At 63.8% G+C, this 17,109-nt stretch carries 14 protein-coding genes; 5 read left to right on the top strand and 9 right to left on the bottom strand.

All coding sequences use genetic code 11. The features are described from left to right. Positions 1-77 precede the first annotated feature (77 nt). From AC1TPF_RS10400 to AC1TPF_RS10390, 3 genes are read left to right on the top strand one after another with little or no spacing between them, the layout of a single operon-like run. The gene (locus tag AC1TPF_RS10400) at positions 78-818 is read left to right on the top strand and encodes a phosphatase PAP2 family protein (RefSeq protein WP_482143738.1); all 741 of its coding nucleotides are present in this window, start codon (positions 78-80) and stop codon (positions 816-818) included. Further along, complete coding sequence (locus AC1TPF_RS10395; protein ID WP_482143737.1) at positions 802-1,674, top strand: COG4705 family protein; 873 nt, start codon at positions 802-804, stop codon at positions 1,672-1,674. Before AC1TPF_RS10400 ends, AC1TPF_RS10395 begins: the two co-directional genes overlap by 17 nt. Then, entirely contained in the window at positions 1,671-2,408 is a 738-nt protein-coding gene (locus tag AC1TPF_RS10390; protein ID WP_482143735.1) for a DedA family protein, read from the top strand. Before AC1TPF_RS10395 ends, AC1TPF_RS10390 begins: the two co-directional genes overlap by 4 nt. Before the next feature lie 58 nt (positions 2,409-2,466). Here AC1TPF_RS10390 and AC1TPF_RS10385 read toward each other — a convergent pair whose 3' ends face one another. The 4 genes from AC1TPF_RS10385 to AC1TPF_RS10370 form a co-directional block, all read right to left on the bottom strand. Then, positions 2,467-2,904 carry a carboxymuconolactone decarboxylase family protein gene (locus AC1TPF_RS10385; protein WP_482135219.1) on the bottom strand — a complete coding sequence of 146 codons (438 nt, stop codon included), beginning with the start codon at positions 2,902-2,904 and terminating at the stop codon, positions 2,467-2,469. A 19-nt stretch (positions 2,905-2,923) separates the two neighbouring features. After that, on the bottom strand, positions 2,924-4,171 hold the full coding sequence (locus AC1TPF_RS10380) for an amidohydrolase (RefSeq protein ID WP_482135220.1): 1,248 nt from the start codon (positions 4,169-4,171) through the stop codon (positions 2,924-2,926). A 165-nt stretch (positions 4,172-4,336) separates the two neighbouring features. After that, positions 4,337-6,628 carry a glycoside hydrolase family 31 protein gene (locus AC1TPF_RS10375; RefSeq protein WP_482143734.1) on the bottom strand — a complete coding sequence of 764 codons (2,292 nt, stop codon included), beginning with the start codon at positions 6,626-6,628 and terminating at the stop codon, positions 4,337-4,339. Beyond that, on the bottom strand, positions 6,583-6,762 hold the full coding sequence (locus tag AC1TPF_RS10370; protein ID WP_482143732.1) for a hypothetical protein: 180 nt from the start codon (positions 6,760-6,762) through the stop codon (positions 6,583-6,585). The genes AC1TPF_RS10375 and AC1TPF_RS10370 overlap by 46 nt, the downstream gene beginning before the upstream one ends. A gap of 357 nt (positions 6,763-7,119) precedes the next feature. Between AC1TPF_RS10370 and AC1TPF_RS10365 the strand changes: the two genes are divergently transcribed. Together AC1TPF_RS10365 and AC1TPF_RS10360 are read left to right on the top strand one after the other, a co-directional pair. Then, positions 7,120-8,499 (top strand): NAD(P)-binding protein, encoded by a 1,380-nt coding sequence (locus AC1TPF_RS10365; protein ID WP_482143731.1) that lies wholly within the window; start codon positions 7,120-7,122, stop codon positions 8,497-8,499. A 142-nt stretch (positions 8,500-8,641) separates the two neighbouring features. Continuing rightward, positions 8,642-8,932 (top strand): hypothetical protein, encoded by a 291-nt coding sequence (locus tag AC1TPF_RS10360; RefSeq protein WP_482143730.1) that lies wholly within the window; start codon positions 8,642-8,644, stop codon positions 8,930-8,932. 302 nt (positions 8,933-9,234) lie between these two features. Here AC1TPF_RS10360 and AC1TPF_RS10355 read toward each other — a convergent pair whose 3' ends face one another. The 5 genes from AC1TPF_RS10355 to AC1TPF_RS10335 all read right to left on the bottom strand — a co-directional run bounded on the left by AC1TPF_RS10355 (position 9,235) and on the right by AC1TPF_RS10335 (position 17,043). Then, positions 9,235-10,875 carry a hypothetical protein gene (locus tag AC1TPF_RS10355; RefSeq protein WP_482143729.1) on the bottom strand — a complete coding sequence of 547 codons (1,641 nt, stop codon included), beginning with the start codon at positions 10,873-10,875 and terminating at the stop codon, positions 9,235-9,237. Positions 10,876-10,952: 77 nt separating this feature from the next. Continuing rightward, positions 10,953-13,022 (bottom strand): heavy metal translocating P-type ATPase, encoded by a 2,070-nt coding sequence (locus AC1TPF_RS10350; RefSeq protein ID WP_482144076.1) that lies wholly within the window; start codon positions 13,020-13,022, stop codon positions 10,953-10,955. Positions 13,023-13,361: 339 nt separating this feature from the next. Beyond that, positions 13,362-14,573, bottom strand: coding sequence for an HNH endonuclease (locus AC1TPF_RS10345; RefSeq protein WP_482143727.1), 1,212 nt, complete (start codon positions 14,571-14,573; stop codon positions 13,362-13,364). A 215-nt stretch (positions 14,574-14,788) separates the two neighbouring features. Beyond that, positions 14,789-15,481, bottom strand: a complete 693-nt coding sequence (locus AC1TPF_RS10340; protein WP_482143725.1) for a response regulator — start codon at positions 15,479-15,481, stop codon at positions 14,789-14,791. Next, positions 15,478-17,043 (bottom strand): sensor histidine kinase, encoded by a 1,566-nt coding sequence (locus AC1TPF_RS10335; protein ID WP_482143723.1) that lies wholly within the window; start codon positions 17,041-17,043, stop codon positions 15,478-15,480. Before AC1TPF_RS10335 ends, AC1TPF_RS10340 begins: the two co-directional genes overlap by 4 nt. Between the last annotated feature and the right edge of the window lie 66 nt (positions 17,044-17,109).

Below are 17,109 nucleotides of genomic sequence, written 5' to 3'. Positions count from 1 at the left end.
GATCGACGGAACCGGACTCAGCGTCTGCTCAGGAGATCGCAGCGTCCTCACAGGACCACACCGCCACCCTTGGTCCTGTGCACCGCAACCATTCGCGTTCGGCGACCAGCCTGCTGCTCTTCTGCCTGACCCTTGTTCTGGGTGTTGCCATCGTGACCACACACCACAACCCGTTGAGCTGGATCGACCGGACGGTGCTCGATGCGATGGTCGCTCATCGCACGCCCGCACTGACCAGTGCGGTCGCGGGCGTGACCAATCTGTTCGGACCGATGTGGGTGTTCGTCTGGACCGCGGCCACCGTCATCGCCTTCATCCTGTTCGACAAGAACGTGCGTCGTGGAGCGGCGGTGGCCGCAACGGTGGCGATCGCAGGGATCTTTGGATGGACTCTGAAGTTGGTTTTCAACCGGCCACGACCACCTTTTTCCGATCAGGCAACCGCATACGAGGCCGCGCACTCGTTCCCGTCGGGTCACGTGATCGGCACCGCCGCATTGGTTTTCGCGATCGCGCTGGCTCTCACCGCGACCTCGACCCGGCTACTTCAGAACATTGCATTGGCTGCGGCCCTTGCCATCTCGGTGATCGCCGCGACGACACGACTGTATCTCGGTGTCCACTGGCTCTCGGACACGCTGGCCGCAATCGCACTGTCCCTATCGGTTGCCCTGGTCGTTGCGATGTTGGTGCCTCGCGCATTGGACGGCATCCAAGGTCGGCTACCGCCAACTTCGCGCAGGTACATCGCTTCCGCCGATGCAGCCACAATTCCGCAGCACCAACCGGAAGGCAAGCACCATGCAACTCCGTCATAGAAGTGCGCAGGCATCGACACCAGAGGCCGCCTCACACAATTCCGTTGCATCATCGGACAACTCGACACGGTTGCGTTGTGCATGGAGCAAGGTTCCCGAGGTCACGATCTATTTTTGGATCATCAAGATCCTGGCGACCACCGTCGGGGAAACGGCTGCCGATTACCTCAACACCACCCTCGGGTGGGGCCTGACGTCGACAACGATCATCACCGTGGTGCTGTTGATCGCGAGTCTCGTCGCGCAATTCTCGGTCCGCCGCTATGTGCCGGTCATCTACTGGTGGACCGTAGTTGTCATCAGCGTCACGGGAACGCTCATCACCGACAATCTGACTGACAATCTCGGCATTTCGTTGGTGGTGACCACCACGATCTTTGCCCTCGCGCTGATGGTTGTCTTCACAGCCTGGTATCTCGTCGAAGGCACCCTGTCGATCCATTCCATCCGGACTCCCCGCCGGGAGATGTTCTACTGGCTCGCAGTCCTGATGACCTTTGCCCTCGGTACCGCCGCCGGCGATCTGATCGCCGAGAAGCTCGCGGTCGGCTACACCGCGTCGCTTGTCATCTTTGCCTCCGTCATCGCGGTTATCACCGTGATGCACTATGGCATTCGACTGAACGCCGTCTTCGCGTTCTGGGCTGCGTACATCGTGACCCGACCGCTGGGCGCCTCACTGGGCGATCTGTTGACCCAGCCCACCGAGAACGGCGGACTCGGCATCGGAACTGCGGCGGTCAATCTGGTATTCCTCGCGGTCATCGTGGCCCTCGTGGGATACCTGTCATACAGCAAGGTCGATCGGCTCGAACAGGACGGTGACCGTCCACTGCTCGCCGGACAGCAGTCATGACTGACCCACTGCTGACATTCGTCGATGCGGCGATCGAGACGGCCGCCGCGAAATCGAATGCGGTGGCGTTGCTTCCGGGGTTTCTCGATCCGTTCACGCTGCTCGGACACTTCGGCGCATGGGCCCTGGTCGGCCTGCTTGTTGTGGTCCTGGTCGAATCCGGCGTTCTCTTCCCGATGTTGCCAGGGGATTCATTGCTGTTCGTCGCCGGAATGTTGGTGGCATCCGGAGGTGCCCGAGGCATCGACTCCTTTGCCGCCCTGTGGCAGTTGTTGATATTGGTACCCCTCGCTGCCGTCATCGGTGGCCAGATCGGCTACTGGATCGGCCGGTACGCGGGTACGACGATGTTCACCGAGAACAGTCGCATCCTGAAGAAGAGGTACATCAACGAGTCCCATGAGTTCTTCGACAAGCACGGCCCGACAACCGTGGTCGTGGCTCGATTTGTGCCCGTCATCCGGACGCTCGCACCGCTGGTCGCCGGTGCCGCACAGATGAAGTACCGCGTGTTCTTCCTGTACAACGTCGTGGGGGCAGTCGTGTGGGGCTGCGGGATCACGCTGTTGGGATACTGGCTCGGTCAATTCGGTTTCATCCAGAACCTCATCGAACCCATCTTCATCCTCATCGCGGCGATCTCGATACTGCCCTTCGCCGGGGAGGCCGTCGCACGTCGGCGCTCGCGCCGGGACAGGAAGGAGGCGGACGGGGTATTGCCCGACAGTCGGTGACGATGTGATGGCAGACCAACTGGGGCAGTGCGGATCTCGTGAAGCGACTGCCTGAACGTCAGGGCCTCACCGGATAGTGGCTTCGAATTGCGATGCGATTCCACGCATTCATCGCGATTGCCAGCCAGCTGACGGCAGAGATCTGTTCGTCGTTCAACGCCCCGTTGTCCCAATCATCGCGCGCCGGAACAGACAGCCTGGTGACTTCCTCGGCCAGACCCAGGGCCGCCTTCTCCTGGTCGTTGAAGTACTGCGACTCCCACCATGCCGCGATGACCGCGAGGCGATCGGCGGTTTCACCTTTCGCGAGTGCATCCCGGGTGTGCATCCGCAGGCAGAACGCGCACCCGTTCAGTTGTGAGACACGGATTTTCACCAGTTCGATCAGCAGCGGATCAAGGTCTGCAGCGGCTGCCGCCCCGACGGCGGCCTTGTCGAGTTCGGCGACGAGCGCATACGCGTCCGGGTGCTGCTTGCTCAGATTCACGTTGCCCATCGCGGTACCCTCCTTCCGCCTAAGCCGCGGCCGGCAACCAGGTACGAGCGGCCACAACCAGCGCCTTGACCCCGATCGACAAGGTGGGATCGATGACGGGAGCATAGTGCGGCGAATGGTTGGACGGCACTTTGAGCAGCGCGGGATCCGTCATGTCGCCCGTCGTGAACAACGACGGATCGGACCCGCCGAGTAGCCAATAGGACAGCGGCGCACCTGAACTCGTGGCTAAGATCCCCACATCCTCGCTGCCCGCACCGGCTCCGGGATCGAGAATGTTGCTCGCTCCCAGCCAGTCGGCGAACACGTCCAGGGTCTTACCCAATGCAGCCGCATCGTTGGTGACAACGGGGAATCGTTCGATCTCCGTGATCGTCGGTTCCTTCGGTGCCCCGGCAGCCGCAGCCTCACCTTTGACGATCCGGTCGACACTGTCGAGCACGCGTTGTCGCACCGGTTCGGCGTAGGACCGGATGTTAAGCTGCAATTCGGCGTCGCCGGGGATGACGTTCGCAGCGTCACCGGCGTGAATGGAGCCGACCGTCAGGACTGCGGTCGCGGTGCTCGGGATCTCCCTGGAGATGATCGTCTGCAGCCGAAGCACCGTTGCGGCGGCCAGGACCACCGGATCGACGGAGGCCTCCGGCATCGACCCATGCGCGCCTTTGCCGACGAGATGGACTCGAAGCGAATCCGATCCGGCGTATGAGGCCCCGGCATGACCGGCTATCTTCCCTGCAGGCAGCGGGGCGACATGCTGGCCGAGAACGACATCCGGTTTCGGGATCTTGTCGAACAACCCGTCGTCGACCATGGCCTGCGCGCCGGCACCCAATTCTTCGGCCGGCTGGAAGACGAGTACCAATGTGCCTCGCCACGTGTCGGTTCCGGTCGACAAGACCTGCGCCGCGCCCAGCAGGCACGTGGTGTGCAGATCATGCCCGCAGGCATGCGCAACCGGAACGGTTTTGCCGTGCTCGTCGGTCGCGGTGACAGTGCTCGCGTAGTCGAGCCCGGTATCCTCTTTCACCGGAAGAGCGTCCATGTCGGCTCGGAGCAATGCCACCGGGCCTGACCCGTTCTTCAGCACCCCGACGACCCCGGTCCCGCCGATCCCGGTGGTGACCTCAAAGCCAAGGGCGCTGAGCCGATCCGACACGATCCCGGAGGTGCGCTGCTCCTGGAAACCGAGTTCTGGGTGGCTATGGATATCCTTGTACAGGTCCTGTAGCGCCGGATCGATCGCGATGTCGTCGTGGATGGCCATGGGATGGTCCTTCCCTATTTGCCCGACTACGGGTTCACACCCGGGCGCCGTCGGCAGCGGCGTTGCTACCACACAGACCCCGTGAAACAACCCTACGACCGAACCACACTTCGGAAAGCAAGATTTGAGAAACCGGCTGCGGCAGTCGCTGTGAAGAGAAAGCGTTTACAACACAGATCTGAGATCGGCAGTGTCCGGAATGCCCACCTCGGCAATGGCGGTTCGTCTCTCTGGCAAGTGGCGCCACCGCCCGTTCGCGACCGCAACTCCGTTGACCCGCACACCCGTCGGCGCCGCGTCGACGCCGATCAGTTCGATGCGGCGGATCGGCGGCCTGGGTGTCCGAGTACCGGATCCCGGCGACGACGTCTCGACGGTGAGTTCACGGGTGGCATCGTCCCAGCTGAACATTGTCCAGGAGTACCCTTCCACGAGATGCTCGTTCGAGTGGCCGTCGTCTTGATACAGCCGCGATGAAGCGTTGGCACCGGCGACCACCTTCAGCGACAACGGTTCCGCACTGTCGGCCGCCGGAGCCGCGGCATTGGCCAGTGTCGGGACCGTGGCCCCGGCCCGCGCGTACACCGGGATGTCGAACAGCGTGACGGCAACATCTCTGACCGCGGGACCTTCGATCACTGAACCATCGAAGATGTTGACCCAGTCACCCTCCGGGAACCAGATGCGTTTCACCCCGCCGCCGGCGCTGCGCGGCCGCACCACCGGGGCCACGAGCAGATCATCACCGAGCATGTACTGATGGCGGAACTCGTACGCCTGCTGGTGTTTTGGCCAGTCGAGATACATGCCACGGGCCATCGGCAATCCGGTGTCGTGCATCACCCGCGCCGCTGTGTAGAGATACGGTACGAATGCCGACCGTATCCGCAATGTCTCTGCGGCGGCATCGTTGAAGGGCGGCGCGAACTCCCACGGCAGGCGTGGGGTGCCGATGTTCTGGGAATGGATTCGCATGATCGGCGAGAATGCGCCGAATTGCATCCAGCGAACGTATCTCTCGGGATCGGTGTCGCCTTTGAAACCGCCGATATCGTGCGACACGTAACCCATACCGACGTTGCCCTCGGCGTGGGTGAAGACCACTTCAAATGCGAGGGTCTCCCACGTCGAATAGGTGTCGCCGGTGAAATGGATTGTGTGCCGGTGCCCGCCCCATGGTCCCGGCCGGGTACCCACCATGTCCCAGTACGATGCACCGTTGCGGGCCAGGAGTAGCCATCGGTTTGTCGACGCTTTCGGTCGGCGGCCATACGCCCGCGCGATCCATACATCGTCAGCGATTTCTGCTGGACCCGCTCCGACACACGACTCGTCGATGATCCAGTCCAGCCACCAGAAGTCGACACCGTCGGCCTCGAACGAATCATGCAGCCGCATAAAGGAATCAATATGGCCGCGCTTGCCAAGGTCCCAGACATACGAGGGACCCAATGCACCGGCAACGTCGAGCTCCAGCGCGGAGAAGAACCGGGACGCGGGGGTCAGTGCCGGCTGCAATGTGCCGCCCGCCCGACTCGAGGCGTCACCGAAACGACTGTCGTTGCCGGCGATACTGGGATGGATGTTCAACCCGACCGCCATCTTCTCCTGGTGCGCCCAGGCCAGGAACCGCTGCGGGTCGGCGAACAGTCTGCGATTCCAGCCCCACCCGTTCCACGAGTTGGGTTCTTTGAAGTCCGTGTCGATGATCAGCACGTCCAGCGATGCTCCCACCGACTTGTACTTCGGCACCAGTTCGGTTCGGTAGTAGTGTTCGTCGTAGGGCGCATACCGCGAGAACCAATTCCCGAAGGCCTGTCGCGGCAGCAGAGGTGTTGCCCCGGAAAGGGTTCGGTAGTCCGCCAGTACCTGTTTGTAGTCGGCGCCGTAGGCGAAGATGTATCCGTCGCGGTATCCCGCGACGCTGCGGCGAGGGACATATTCGTCCCCGTCGTCAGGAACGAGGACGGATCGGGTGTCGTCGATGAAGAACCATCCGGCGCGCGAGAGCAGTCCCGGTTGCAGCGACGTCTCACCACGAACCGAGTCGAGGCAACGCAGCCAGCCGCCGAGGTTGTCCGGCGGCAGCGGCGGGATCGACGCGGTCCAGACTTCGAGATTGGCGAGAAAGACGATGCCAGTCACTTCCGGCACATACTGTTCAGAAAGCCATGTGGGAGTGACTGTCTCACCCGAATGCACCAGATCGACCTGTGGCGCATCGGCTTCGAACCGCGACACCGGACACCTCATCGTCATCACGTCGGTCTCGAATCGGACGGCATCTCCCGACTGCCGTACCCGATACTCCGGCGTCCGCGCGTCGCGGTGATGGCCCAGCATCGTCGGACGGTCCTCGAACTGCCTGTTCGGCGAGTATTCGTATCGGACCAGACCTGGCGTGATGACGGTCAGCCGGACATTGCCCACGGTGACCAGACCTTGACCGTCGTCCACCAGATCAATCGGTCGGCAGCAGCCGTGCCACCCGACAGCGACAGAGCCCCCGCCGCCGCTGTGAGACCGATTCCCGCAATCGCCTGTCGCCGACTGATGCCCGCGTGCACACCCGGTGCACCAGTGTCTTCCACACGGCGGAGGCTACCTGCGGACCTGCGGCGATTCTCGGCTTCAACAGAATCGAATCGGCAACCACAGGCCCTTGGCTGAATCTTTTCGAAGGTTGTCATTTCAGCCAATGGTGTCGGCATCCTGCCGACTGCACACTGTCAATCATGAGCGTCGAAGTCTTCGAAATCGTCCTGGCAACAACCATGTTCACATTGGTCGCGGCGTCGACAATCTCGCTCGCCGTCAGCAAGTGGCGGCGAGAAGTTCGCCCAGGATCGCGCGCGCCAACTGACGACCACGCCGGAGCCCATCCGCCTGTGCGCAGAGTTTCCTTATCTCCGTGACGCGGCAGTGGGAGAATCCGAGCAGGAGGTCCTGTGAATACCACCGATTATCTGGTCGTGGGGGCGGGCGCCAGCGGGCTCGCGTTCACCGATTCCCTGCTGAACGAATCGGATGCCGAGATGCTGCTCGTCGACCGACGCACCGAAGTGGGCGGGCACTGGCGCGACACCTACCCGTTCGTACAGCTGCATTCGCCGTCGGCGTATTACGGTGTCGGTTCCAGGCCACTCGGGAAAGACCGGATCATCGGGTCCGGCCGCAACAGCGGATTCTACGAGCAGGCGTCCGGCCCCGAGATCCAGGACTACTTCGCGCGGGTCCTCTCTGAAGGGCTCGCGCCATCCGGACGGGTGGCGTTCTTGGGACGACACGACTTCGTGGGCAGCGACGACGGTGTGGCACACCTCCGCGACACGGCGACCGGAGCCGTCACCGATGTCACGGTGCGCCGACGGGTCGTCGACGCGCGCTATCAAGAGGCCTCCGTGCCTGCGACGCACACGCCGTCGTTCAGCGTCGAGCCGGATGCTCGATTCGTTCCGATCGGGCTGCTACCGGAGCGGGCTGATGACCATCGCCGGTTCACAGTCATCGGCGGCGGCAAGACTGCGGCGGATGCCGGCCTCTGGCTACTCGATCACGGCATCGCTGCCGACCGGATCCGCTGGATCAGGCCGCGCGACATGTGGTTCAACGACCGGGCCGGGCTGCAGCCGCTCGATCAGGTCGGTGCACTCATGCACGGCTTGGCCGATGAGGCCGAGGCAGGCGCCCAGGCGCACGACCTCATCGACCTGTGCCGCCTGCTCGAGGACGTCGGCCGGCTGATGCGACTCGATCCCGACGTGGAGCCGACCATGTACCGGGGCACGATGCTGAGTCGGCGGGAGCTGGATGAGCTGAGAGGCATCGAGGACGTGGTTCGGCTCGGGCACGTGCGCGCCGTGGGCCCGAGCCACATCCGGCTCGATGATGGCGAGATCCCGACCGAGCCGGACACGCTCGTCGTCGACTGTTCCGCACGTGGCCTCGCGCCCTCGCCTGCGGCGCCGATCTTCGACGGCGACACGATCCGGCTGCAGCAGGTGCGCCACAACTCCCCCACGTTCAACGCAGCGCTGCTCGGATTCATCGAGGCGCACCGCGACGACGATGCCGAGAAGAACCGGCTGGCCCGTCCGAATCCGTTCCCGAGCACCCCGGCCGACATGGCGAACATGCTCACCCGCACCTGGGCCGGCGCCCGCATCTGGCAGACCGAATCAGACATCCAGCACTGGATCGACGGCAGTCGCCTCAATCTGATGCGCGGGCTCGTCGAGCGGATGGGTGACGCGCATGTGCGGTCGGGGGTAGAGCGATTCGTGACCCACGTCGCCGATGCCACACGCCGGCTGCCCGCCCTGGTGTGAGGGGCTCTTCCGCCGGTTCTCCTCGAAATCCTGAGCCTCAGTATCTTGACTACGGCAGCGACAGTTTCTCGATCTCAGATTCTGACGGCTCCATCCGAGCCGCGGAACTCGGGTCTGGTGCGGCGACATACGCTTGAGCACGATGCACAACCCACCCACTCCACCCCCATTTCCTTTCCGCCGCACCGGGCGGGTGATCTACAGCTCTCGCGGGCTCTACGGCTTGACCGTGTTCATCGTGCTCTTCGTCATGCTGATCGGAGCATTGGCATACGTCTACGCAGCCAATAACTCCACAACCAATATCGTGGTGATGTTGTGCTTCCTAGGTGTGCTGCTGGCGATGGCCAGTTGGTGCATCTATTGCGGACGCCGCGTCCAGATCTGGGAACGTGAATATGAGCGCGTGATGGGCCACAAGTTCGGCGCCTAGTGGCGAAAGTTTCTTGCTTGGATCCGGTGGAGCGATGAGTGCGTGGCAAGGCGAAAACAGGCCCGGCTATGGCGCTCAACGGAATTCAACCGCGTCACGGCGGTTAGGAAATATTTCCCCTGCGTCGTCGAGTGGAGCGGTCAGGCAATCCATGGGTTCACCAGCTCGACCCCAGTGTGAGCGAAGTCCTTGGTGTTCCGAGTCGCACACGTTGCGGCCATTGTGATCGGTTCGCGAGTGAAACAGCCTTCGCCGCGTGAGCGGCTGCGCCCAACGCGTGCGCCCCCAAGGAACAGGGATCGTCAGCGAATCACCAGATCAGAGGTTGTGGCACTCAGGGTGATCGGCGCGATCGACTTTCCGCGCATCCACGTGCTCACGAACTGTGCCAGCTCGGGGTCGTCGGCCCGCTGCGTGTATGCCGCGTGCGGGATCTCGATCGCACCGATGAGATGGCGCGGCGTCGAAGTCAGGCCCACGTGTCCCGGCGTCATCCGCATGCCGTCCGCAGTGTGCAACTGCACCGGTATCCGGGTACCGGTCCCGGTGACGACAACGGCGTCGCGCGTGGTCACCGCGGGGTCGAAGTTCGCGACCTCCAACCGGTACCCGGATGGTCCGGCGTGCAATCCCACCTCGTCGAGCAACCGCGGGTCGACCACGCTGTAGGGCAGGCCGATGTCGATGAGTGTCTGACCATCGACCGCGGCGTCACGCGACGGCAGCGACGCCGACAGGTTCCACGGCTTGGGCGGGGCCAATGTATCGGCGGAACGATCGGCTGCAGAGTTCTCGAGTGCGCTGCCCTGCAGAGGCGAATCGGTGGGCTCGAACGTCCATGACGAGGCCTGAATATCTTTACGCCAGAAGCCGGTACGGCCGTTGTCGCGGCCCTCGACTCGCAACTCACGCTTTTCGACGCCTGGCCCGGTGGAGATCGCGGTGATGCTGGAGGTGATCTCACCCGGAATCTTCGGTTGGTGAGTCCAATCCGGCGCGGGCAATTGCACCGCCGCCGTCGAACGATCCCAGGTCTCCTGGTTGAGGTCCGTCGCACTCGGCTTACCGGTCTGCGGCTCCCAGCTGTAGCGGAAGAACACCGAGTCCGACCCCGAGGAATCGAAATCGAAGGTCCGCGTGTACATGTCGCCGTAGCGGTTCATCACGAAGGTGGTGGACGCCGCCGCCGACAACGACACCGATTGGAAGCGTCCACCCAGCGGGCTACCGATCTCATAGCTGTTGTCGTTGGGTAGCCACGGATCGGCGTAGGTGATGCGGCTACCGTCGCCGGTGAGCGACGGGATCATCGTCATCTTGGCCTGGCCGCTGGGATGCACGCGGCCGGCGATGTCGGCGTACTCGCGGTTAGCAGTCGGCGACGTGACACTCAGCGCCCACCCGCCGACACGCGTGTCCGGCAGCGTACGACCCGGTCCCAGCCACAGCAACGCGCCCCAACCCGACGTCCAGTTCCACAGCAACGGTGACTGGGTGACGTTGTCCATGGTGTAGATCCAGCCGTCGCGATCAATGCCGACGAGCTCGTCGTCATCGAGTGAGATGGCGGTGATCGCGCCGTTCAGACACGACGGCATCCGAACGATCCGCCAAGGGGCACCCGCATCCCGCGGTCGGGTTAGCAAGTCCCCGTCGACAAGCGCGAACTCCCAGTAGTGGTTGAACTGCGTGCGCTCGGTACGCAGATCGACACGAGTAGGGGCATTTGCACCGCGGTACGTGCCGAAGGTGTTCAACCCGGTGCGATCACCGGTGGACGGCGCCCCCGGCGGCAGTTGTGCGGTCCCGAACGGAACACACCCCGCCGGTCCGGCGACGGCAGAGGGCGATGCGATGGCGGTGCCCGTGCCGACGACTGTCAGGAGCGCGACAAGGATCCCGGCGAATCGAAGGCTGATGCGGCGGACCAGAGAACGTGGCATGCGAGCACTATGCCACGGGGTCACATGCTCGTTGTCCGTTCTACGTGCCGAAACCGCAAGACGGTCACTGGTCGCTATCAGGTGCCGGATCGGACAGTCCTGTCCAACGGCGACTCGTACATGTGACCACGCAATTCGTCACCGACACTCACCTCCGGGCGCAGATCCAGACGACGCAAGAGCTGAGCGTTCAGAGCCACCACAACGGTCGACACCGACATCAGGATGGCGCCGACCGACATCGGCAGGACGAATCCGATCGGCGCCAGGACACCGGCAGCCAGCGGAACCGAGATGAGGTTGTATCCCGCTGCCCACCAAAGGTTCTGTTCCATCTTGCGATAGGTGGCCTTGGACAACCGGATCACCGAGATGACCGACCGCGGGTCGTCGCTCGCCAGGATCACTCCCGCAGAGCCGATCGCGACGTCCGTGCCTGCACCGATCGCGATCCCGACATCGGCCTGCGCCAGTGCGGGTGCATCGTTGACCCCATCACCGACCATGGCCGTGACGTGTCCCTCGTGCTGCAATTCCTGCACTATGGACGCCTTGTCCTCCGGCCGGACACCGGCGAAGTACCGATCGATACCGAGTGCCTGGGCCACCGACCGTGCGACGGGCTCGGCATCCCCGGTGATCATGACCACGGTCACGCCGATGTCGTGGAGCGCATCGACTGCCTGCCGGGATTCTGGGCGGATCTCGTCGGCGAGGCGGACTGCCCCGATCAGATCGTCGTCGGCCAGGACGTGCAGGATGATCGATCCGTCCGCCCGCCATGCGTCCGCCACCTCGACTTCGGTGCGCCCGTGGTTCTCCAGCAGACGAGGGCCTCCCACATGGATCCGACGCCCGTCTACGGTCGCCGAAACACCAACTGCTGGGGCGGAAGTGAAGTCCTTCGCCGGCGGGATGGGCAAGCTGCGCTCATTTGCCGCGCGCACGATCGCCTTGCCGAGTGGATGTTCACTGCCTGCCTCGGCGGCCGCCGCGAGCGTGAGCACGTCGTTGTCGGAGTTCGCGCCGACCGAGTGGAGGCTGGTCACTGTGGGCTCACCTTTGGTCAGGGTCCCGGTCTTGTCGAAGAGCACCATGTCGACGGACCGCATACTCTCCAGCGCGAGGCGGTCTTTCACCAACACACCGCCACGGGCGGCACGCTCGGTCGCGATCGCGACCACCAATGGGATCGCCAGACCCAGCGCGTGCGGGCAGGCGATGACCAGCACCGTGATGGTGCGGACAACCCCGTCGTCGGTCTTGTCCAGGACCGTCCAGATCACTGCGGTGATCACCGCAGCGCCGAGTGCGTACCAGAACAGCCACCCCGCAGCCTTGTCGGCGAGGCGCTGCGCACGCGAAGATGAGTTCTGCGCCTCGGAGACCAGCCGCTGGATCCCGGCCAACGCGGTGTCCTGACCGATGGCCGTAACTTCCACCCGCAGACCAGAATCTGTGGCAACCGTGCCTGCGACCACCGTGTCCCCCACGCCACGCGCCACGGTGCGCGATTCGCCGGTGACCATCGATTCATCCATCTCGGCCGTACCGTCGACAACCGTTCCGTCAGCGGGCACGGAGGCCCCGGGCCGCACCAGGACCACATCGCCCACGAGCAGGTCGGACGGCGCCACGACGACGGTCGTGTCACCGTCAACTCTCTCGGCCTCATCGGGAAGTAGCGCGGCGAGCGAATCGAGGGCCGAGGTGGTCTGCGCCAGGGAACGCATCTCGATCCAGTGGCCGAGCAGCATGATCACGATCAACAGCGCCAGTTCCCACCAGAAATCGAGCTGGTGATGAACGAGCCCGATGCTCGCAGCCCATGACGAGATGAATGCGACCGTGATGGCCAGGGCGATCAGCAGCATCATGCCCGGGGCACGCGCTCGCATCTCACTGACCGCACCGGTGAGAAACGGGCGCCCGCCCCATACGTACATCACCGTGCCCAACACCGGCGACACCCATTCGAGCGCCTCCGAGTCGGGCAGTTCGTAGTCGAGCAGCGAGGCGAACATCGGAGAGCACAGGACCACCGGGACGGCGAGGATCAACATGATCCAGAACAGCCGACGGAACTGCGCAACGTGATGAGCGTGACCACCTGGACCGCCGTGGTCGGCGTGCCCGGCCGGGTGCATGCCGGCACCGTGGTCGTGGTCAGGATGGTCGGCGTGATCGACAGCCGGGCCGGCGGCCGCCTCGGCGCCTGGATCACCCCCGCCGTCCCGATGTGCTGGGTCCATCAGCCAGGTCTACCCCTGACAGGAGTCTTTGTGGAGGGCATTCGGTCACGCGTTCCGGGTAATTTGGACCGAATCCGGCGCCGTATCGCCGGTGTTGCAACCGGTGCTGCCGCCCAGTTGCCTGGACGGCAGCACCGTGTTTTTCACACTATGGAGTTGTCAAGGATGCATGCACGGTCCCGAAAGATCTCGGGTGTGCGGGAGTAAAGAGTTGGTTGGATCAGGCGGCGAGGATCAGGCCGCGAGGGTCAGGGTTCGGCGGTTGTAGGCCGGTAACGGTTTTCGCTGCGGATCGACGTCGGCCGGTGGGATCAACCACGGGTGCCCATCCGATCCCATGATCACGTCCCAATCGGTGTTGTGGACCGCCATGTGGCAGGTGCGGCATAGCAAGCACCCGTTCTCGAGCGTGGTGAGACCACCGTCAACGAAGTGGACGATGTGGTGGCAGTCAGACCAACTCGCATGTCCCCCGCATTTCACACAGCAGGTGTCGCGGATGATGATCGCTTTACGGACCAACCCCTTGAACAACCGTTTCGGTGGACTCATATCGATCGGTACGTCCTGCCCGTCGAGGGTGATCGAGCTGATTGATGAATCGCAGGCCAACATCGCGGCAGTCGCCTCGGTGACCGGGCCCATCCACGGCAACGTGGCAGCCTCGGGATGATCGGCGGGCACGGTGACCATCACTTCGGTTCGCGGCGCCGACACCAGAGTTTGCCCACCCCCACCGCAATCCAACAGTTGATGCAGGGCGTCAGCCCGGCGCTGCGTCGGAGAACGCGGATCATCGGAACCATCCGGTTCGGGACGTGCTCTGGACCAGAAGTCCAACGCGGAGAACAACTTTTCACCGATCACCGCATCCACATCGAACGTCCCGACACAGCGACCCTCACGGACTTTGTATTCGAGGCTGTTCAGTGACCGGTCTTCGGCCGGCGGCGGCCCACCGGTGTCTTTGGCAATCTCGTTACCCAGCGCGCGGGCGGCGGCATTGATCTCTGATGGTGGCGCTCCGGAGATGGCGTGGCTCAACAGTTTCCGCTCGAACCCGATCCGCTGCTCGGCCGTGACAACTTCTTCGGACCGCCCGACAACATGCCCGACACCTTTGACCACCGCATCGACGTGCTCAGACGAGAGAAACCCATCCCTCGAATACCCGGCAGTACGATCCAAACCGACCAGACCCGGACCGATACGTAACCACCGATACGCCGACACCGGCGCCGCACCGTTGGCCTGCAACAACTTTGATGTAGTCGAACCGGCCTTACGGACCATCCCCAACTCGTCGATCACCGCCGCACACACCGCAATCTGATGCTCGGCCACGTTGCGCAGAGTGATCAGATCCTTCACCACCCCCAGCGCATCGTTCGCGTCATCGGGAATCTCTAGGTCGACAAGGTCGTCGACCATCTCGAGAAGTCGCATGGCACAGCACCTTCCAAGGAGAGCAAAACCGGGGTCGTCGACCAGGGTGTCTCTGCGGGGAAGGCGTCAGATACGTGATGCTTGTGGTCGATGACTCCACCGTACCGGCTCGAACGCATGTTCGCAAGGGAGTCTTTAGCGAAACCTGTTGACCACCAGCATATTTAGATAGTTTGCCGAAGCAACTCGAACTACCGCCAGTTCAGATCACCCGATCAACGACGCCACTGATACCGGATCTTCGGCCGCCCGGCGTGGCCGTAGTCGGTGTGGCGCAACAACGTTCCTTCTTCGGCGAGCCGTTCGAGGTAACGCCATGCCGTCACCCGCGACACCCCCACGATCTTGGCCGCGTCGGCTGCAGTGATGCCACCGACAGTGTCGCGGACAACCTTTGCCACCTCGTCTGCGGTTCCCGGCGCAGCACCCTTCGGTGCGGCGGATCGGTCTGCGCCGGTGCGCAATTCGGCGAAGGCGCGGTCCACCTCTGCTTGACTGGCGGCGTCGGTACCGGCCGGGAGGGCCGCGCGGTAGCGCTGATAGCGCTCGAGCCGATCGCGAAAGGCCGCGAAGGTGAACGGCTTCAGCAGATAGGCCAGCGCCCCGTTGGCGACTGCGGCGCGCACGATCTGCAGGTCGCGTTCCGACGTGATCGCGATGATGTCCGGCGCGGGGCGTAGGCCGGACAATGCAGAGGCGAGGTCGATGCCGGTGGCGTCGGGCAAGCCGATGTCGAGGAGCACCAGGTCGATCGGGGCTCCACTGGCCGATGCCGCGACGGCGGCTTGCATTGCATCCCGGGCCGTATGGGCCTGCGCAGCCGCGGTGAATCCGGGGATTCTCCCCAGATAGGTGCTGTGAGCCTCGGCGATCAATGGTTCGTCTTCGACGATGAGCACGTTGATCATCGCGCCGCCTTACCGATGCGCACCGTCACAACCGAACCGTATGTCATCTCCGCGGTGAGCGTGCCGCGGTGCCGATCGACGACCTGGGCGACCAGTGCGAGACCCAGTCCACGCCGCCCGTGCTCACTCCCGCCCTTCGTCGAATAGCCGCGCTGCATCGCCTTTGAGAACTCCGCGGGGTCCATGCCGGGGCCGCTGTCGGCGACCTGGATCAGCAGGTCGTCCCCGCCCAGACGGACCGTGACCTCCACCCACGGATCGTCCCGATCGCAGGCGTCGAAAGCGTTGTCGATCAAATTGCCGACGATGGTGACCAGCTCTGGCCCTGACAGCGGCACTTCCTCTGCGTCCGAAGATAATTCGGTGTCATCGGTGATGGTGAATCCGATACCCCGCTCGTCGGCCTGTGCGCTCTTGCCGAGCAACAGCGCCGCGAGCGCAGGTTCGCCGACGGCTTCCGACAGACGGTCGACCAGACGTTGGGACAGTTCCAACTCGGTGGTCGCGAACTTCACGGCCTCATCGGCGCGGCCCATCTCGACGAGCGTCACGATGGTGTGCAACCGGTTCGCGGATTCGTGGGCCTGGGAGCGTAGCGATTCGGCAAACACCTTCATCGAGTCGAGTTCACCCAGCGCGCCCTGCAATTCGGTGCGGTCCCGGATGGTCACGACCTCGGTGTCGGGAGACCGCTCACCGCGTACGTGAGAACGGTTCACCACGAGCACCCGGTCGCCGGTCACGTGGACCTCGTCGCGCGCACCGGGAGAGTAGGAGCGCAAGAAGAGCGGCAGGGACTCGTTGTCGATCTCGCCCGACGGCAGCGACAGCAAGCGCCGGGCCTCGTCATTCGCCAACGCGACACCGCGGCGGTCGCGCACGATCAGTCCCTCCGAGACCGAGTGCAGGATCGCGTCGTGGTGCTCGTACATCACTTGGAGCTCGGTCGGTCCGAGTCCGTGGGTCTGCCGGAGCAACCGTCGCCCGATCGCCCAGATCCCGATAAGTGACACCCCCAATGCGGCGAGCGCGACCAGGATGATCTGCGGAAGCTCGTCCCGCCAGCGCTGCCCGAGCGTCTGCTGGGTGATACCCGCCGACACCAGGCCGATGATTTCCCCCGACGACGAACGGACCGGGGCCACCGCCCTGACGGAGGGCCCGAGAGTCCCGGTGTAGACCTCGGTGAAGGTTCGGCCTTCCAGTGCCGGTCCGATGGTGCCCAGGTAGTCCTGGCCGATGAGGGCCGGGTTGGTGTGGGTGAAGCGGGTCCGATCGGGCGCCATGATCGTGATGAATCCGATCCCGGTGTCCTCGCGAATGCGCCCGGTCACCGGTTGGAGGATCTGCGGCGCGGTACCGGATGCGATGGCCGCTGCCGTCGAGTTCGACTGGGCCAGGGTACTGGCGATACCGAGGACCTGTTGGCGCGCTGCCGAGTCGCTGTCACGGCGGGCGTCGAGGAAAGCCAGCGCACTCCCCGCGAGCACGATCACCGCGACCACCACGAGTTGCAACACGATCGCCTGACCTGCCAGAGAGCGTGGCACCAACCTCGTCATCGACCTCTCCGCCTGAACGAAATGAACTTAACCGTGACCTCGCTCACTTTGGCGAACACCATTCTT

The sequence above is a fragment of the Williamsia sp. Y853 genome (assembly GCF_056786495.1).
Note: the sequence above shows the minus strand (reverse complement) of the source record. Positions and strands in the feature narration are given on the sequence as shown.

Bases quoted from the DNA above. Each gene is read 5' to 3' on its own strand.
- AC1TPF_RS10395 (WP_482143737.1), top strand. From the start codon at position 802: ATGCAACTCCGTCATAGAAGTGCGCAGGCATCGACACCAGAGGCCGCC.
- AC1TPF_RS10390 (WP_482143735.1), top strand. From the start codon at position 1,671: ATGACTGACCCACTGCTGACATTCGTCGATGCGGCGATCGAGACGGCC.
- AC1TPF_RS10385 (WP_482135219.1), bottom strand. From the start codon at position 2,904: ATGGGCAACGTGAATCTGAGCAAGCAGCACCCGGACGCGTATGCGCTC.
- AC1TPF_RS10380 (WP_482135220.1), bottom strand. From the start codon at position 4,171: ATGGCCATCCACGACGACATCGCGATCGATCCGGCGCTACAGGACCTG.
- AC1TPF_RS10360 (WP_482143730.1), top strand. From the start codon at position 8,642: ATGCACAACCCACCCACTCCACCCCCATTTCCTTTCCGCCGCACCGGG.
- AC1TPF_RS10355 (WP_482143729.1), bottom strand. From the start codon at position 10,875: ATGCCACGTTCTCTGGTCCGCCGCATCAGCCTTCGATTCGCCGGGATC.
- AC1TPF_RS10350 (WP_482144076.1), bottom strand. From the start codon at position 13,022: ATGCACCCGGCCGGGCACGCCGACCACGGCGGTCCAGGTGGTCACGCT.
- AC1TPF_RS10345 (WP_482143727.1), bottom strand. From the start codon at position 14,573: ATGCGACTTCTCGAGATGGTCGACGACCTTGTCGACCTAGAGATTCCC.
- AC1TPF_RS10340 (WP_482143725.1), bottom strand. From the start codon at position 15,481: ATGATCAACGTGCTCATCGTCGAAGACGAACCATTGATCGCCGAGGCT.
- AC1TPF_RS10335 (WP_482143723.1), bottom strand. From the start codon at position 17,043: ATGACGAGGTTGGTGCCACGCTCTCTGGCAGGTCAGGCGATCGTGTTG.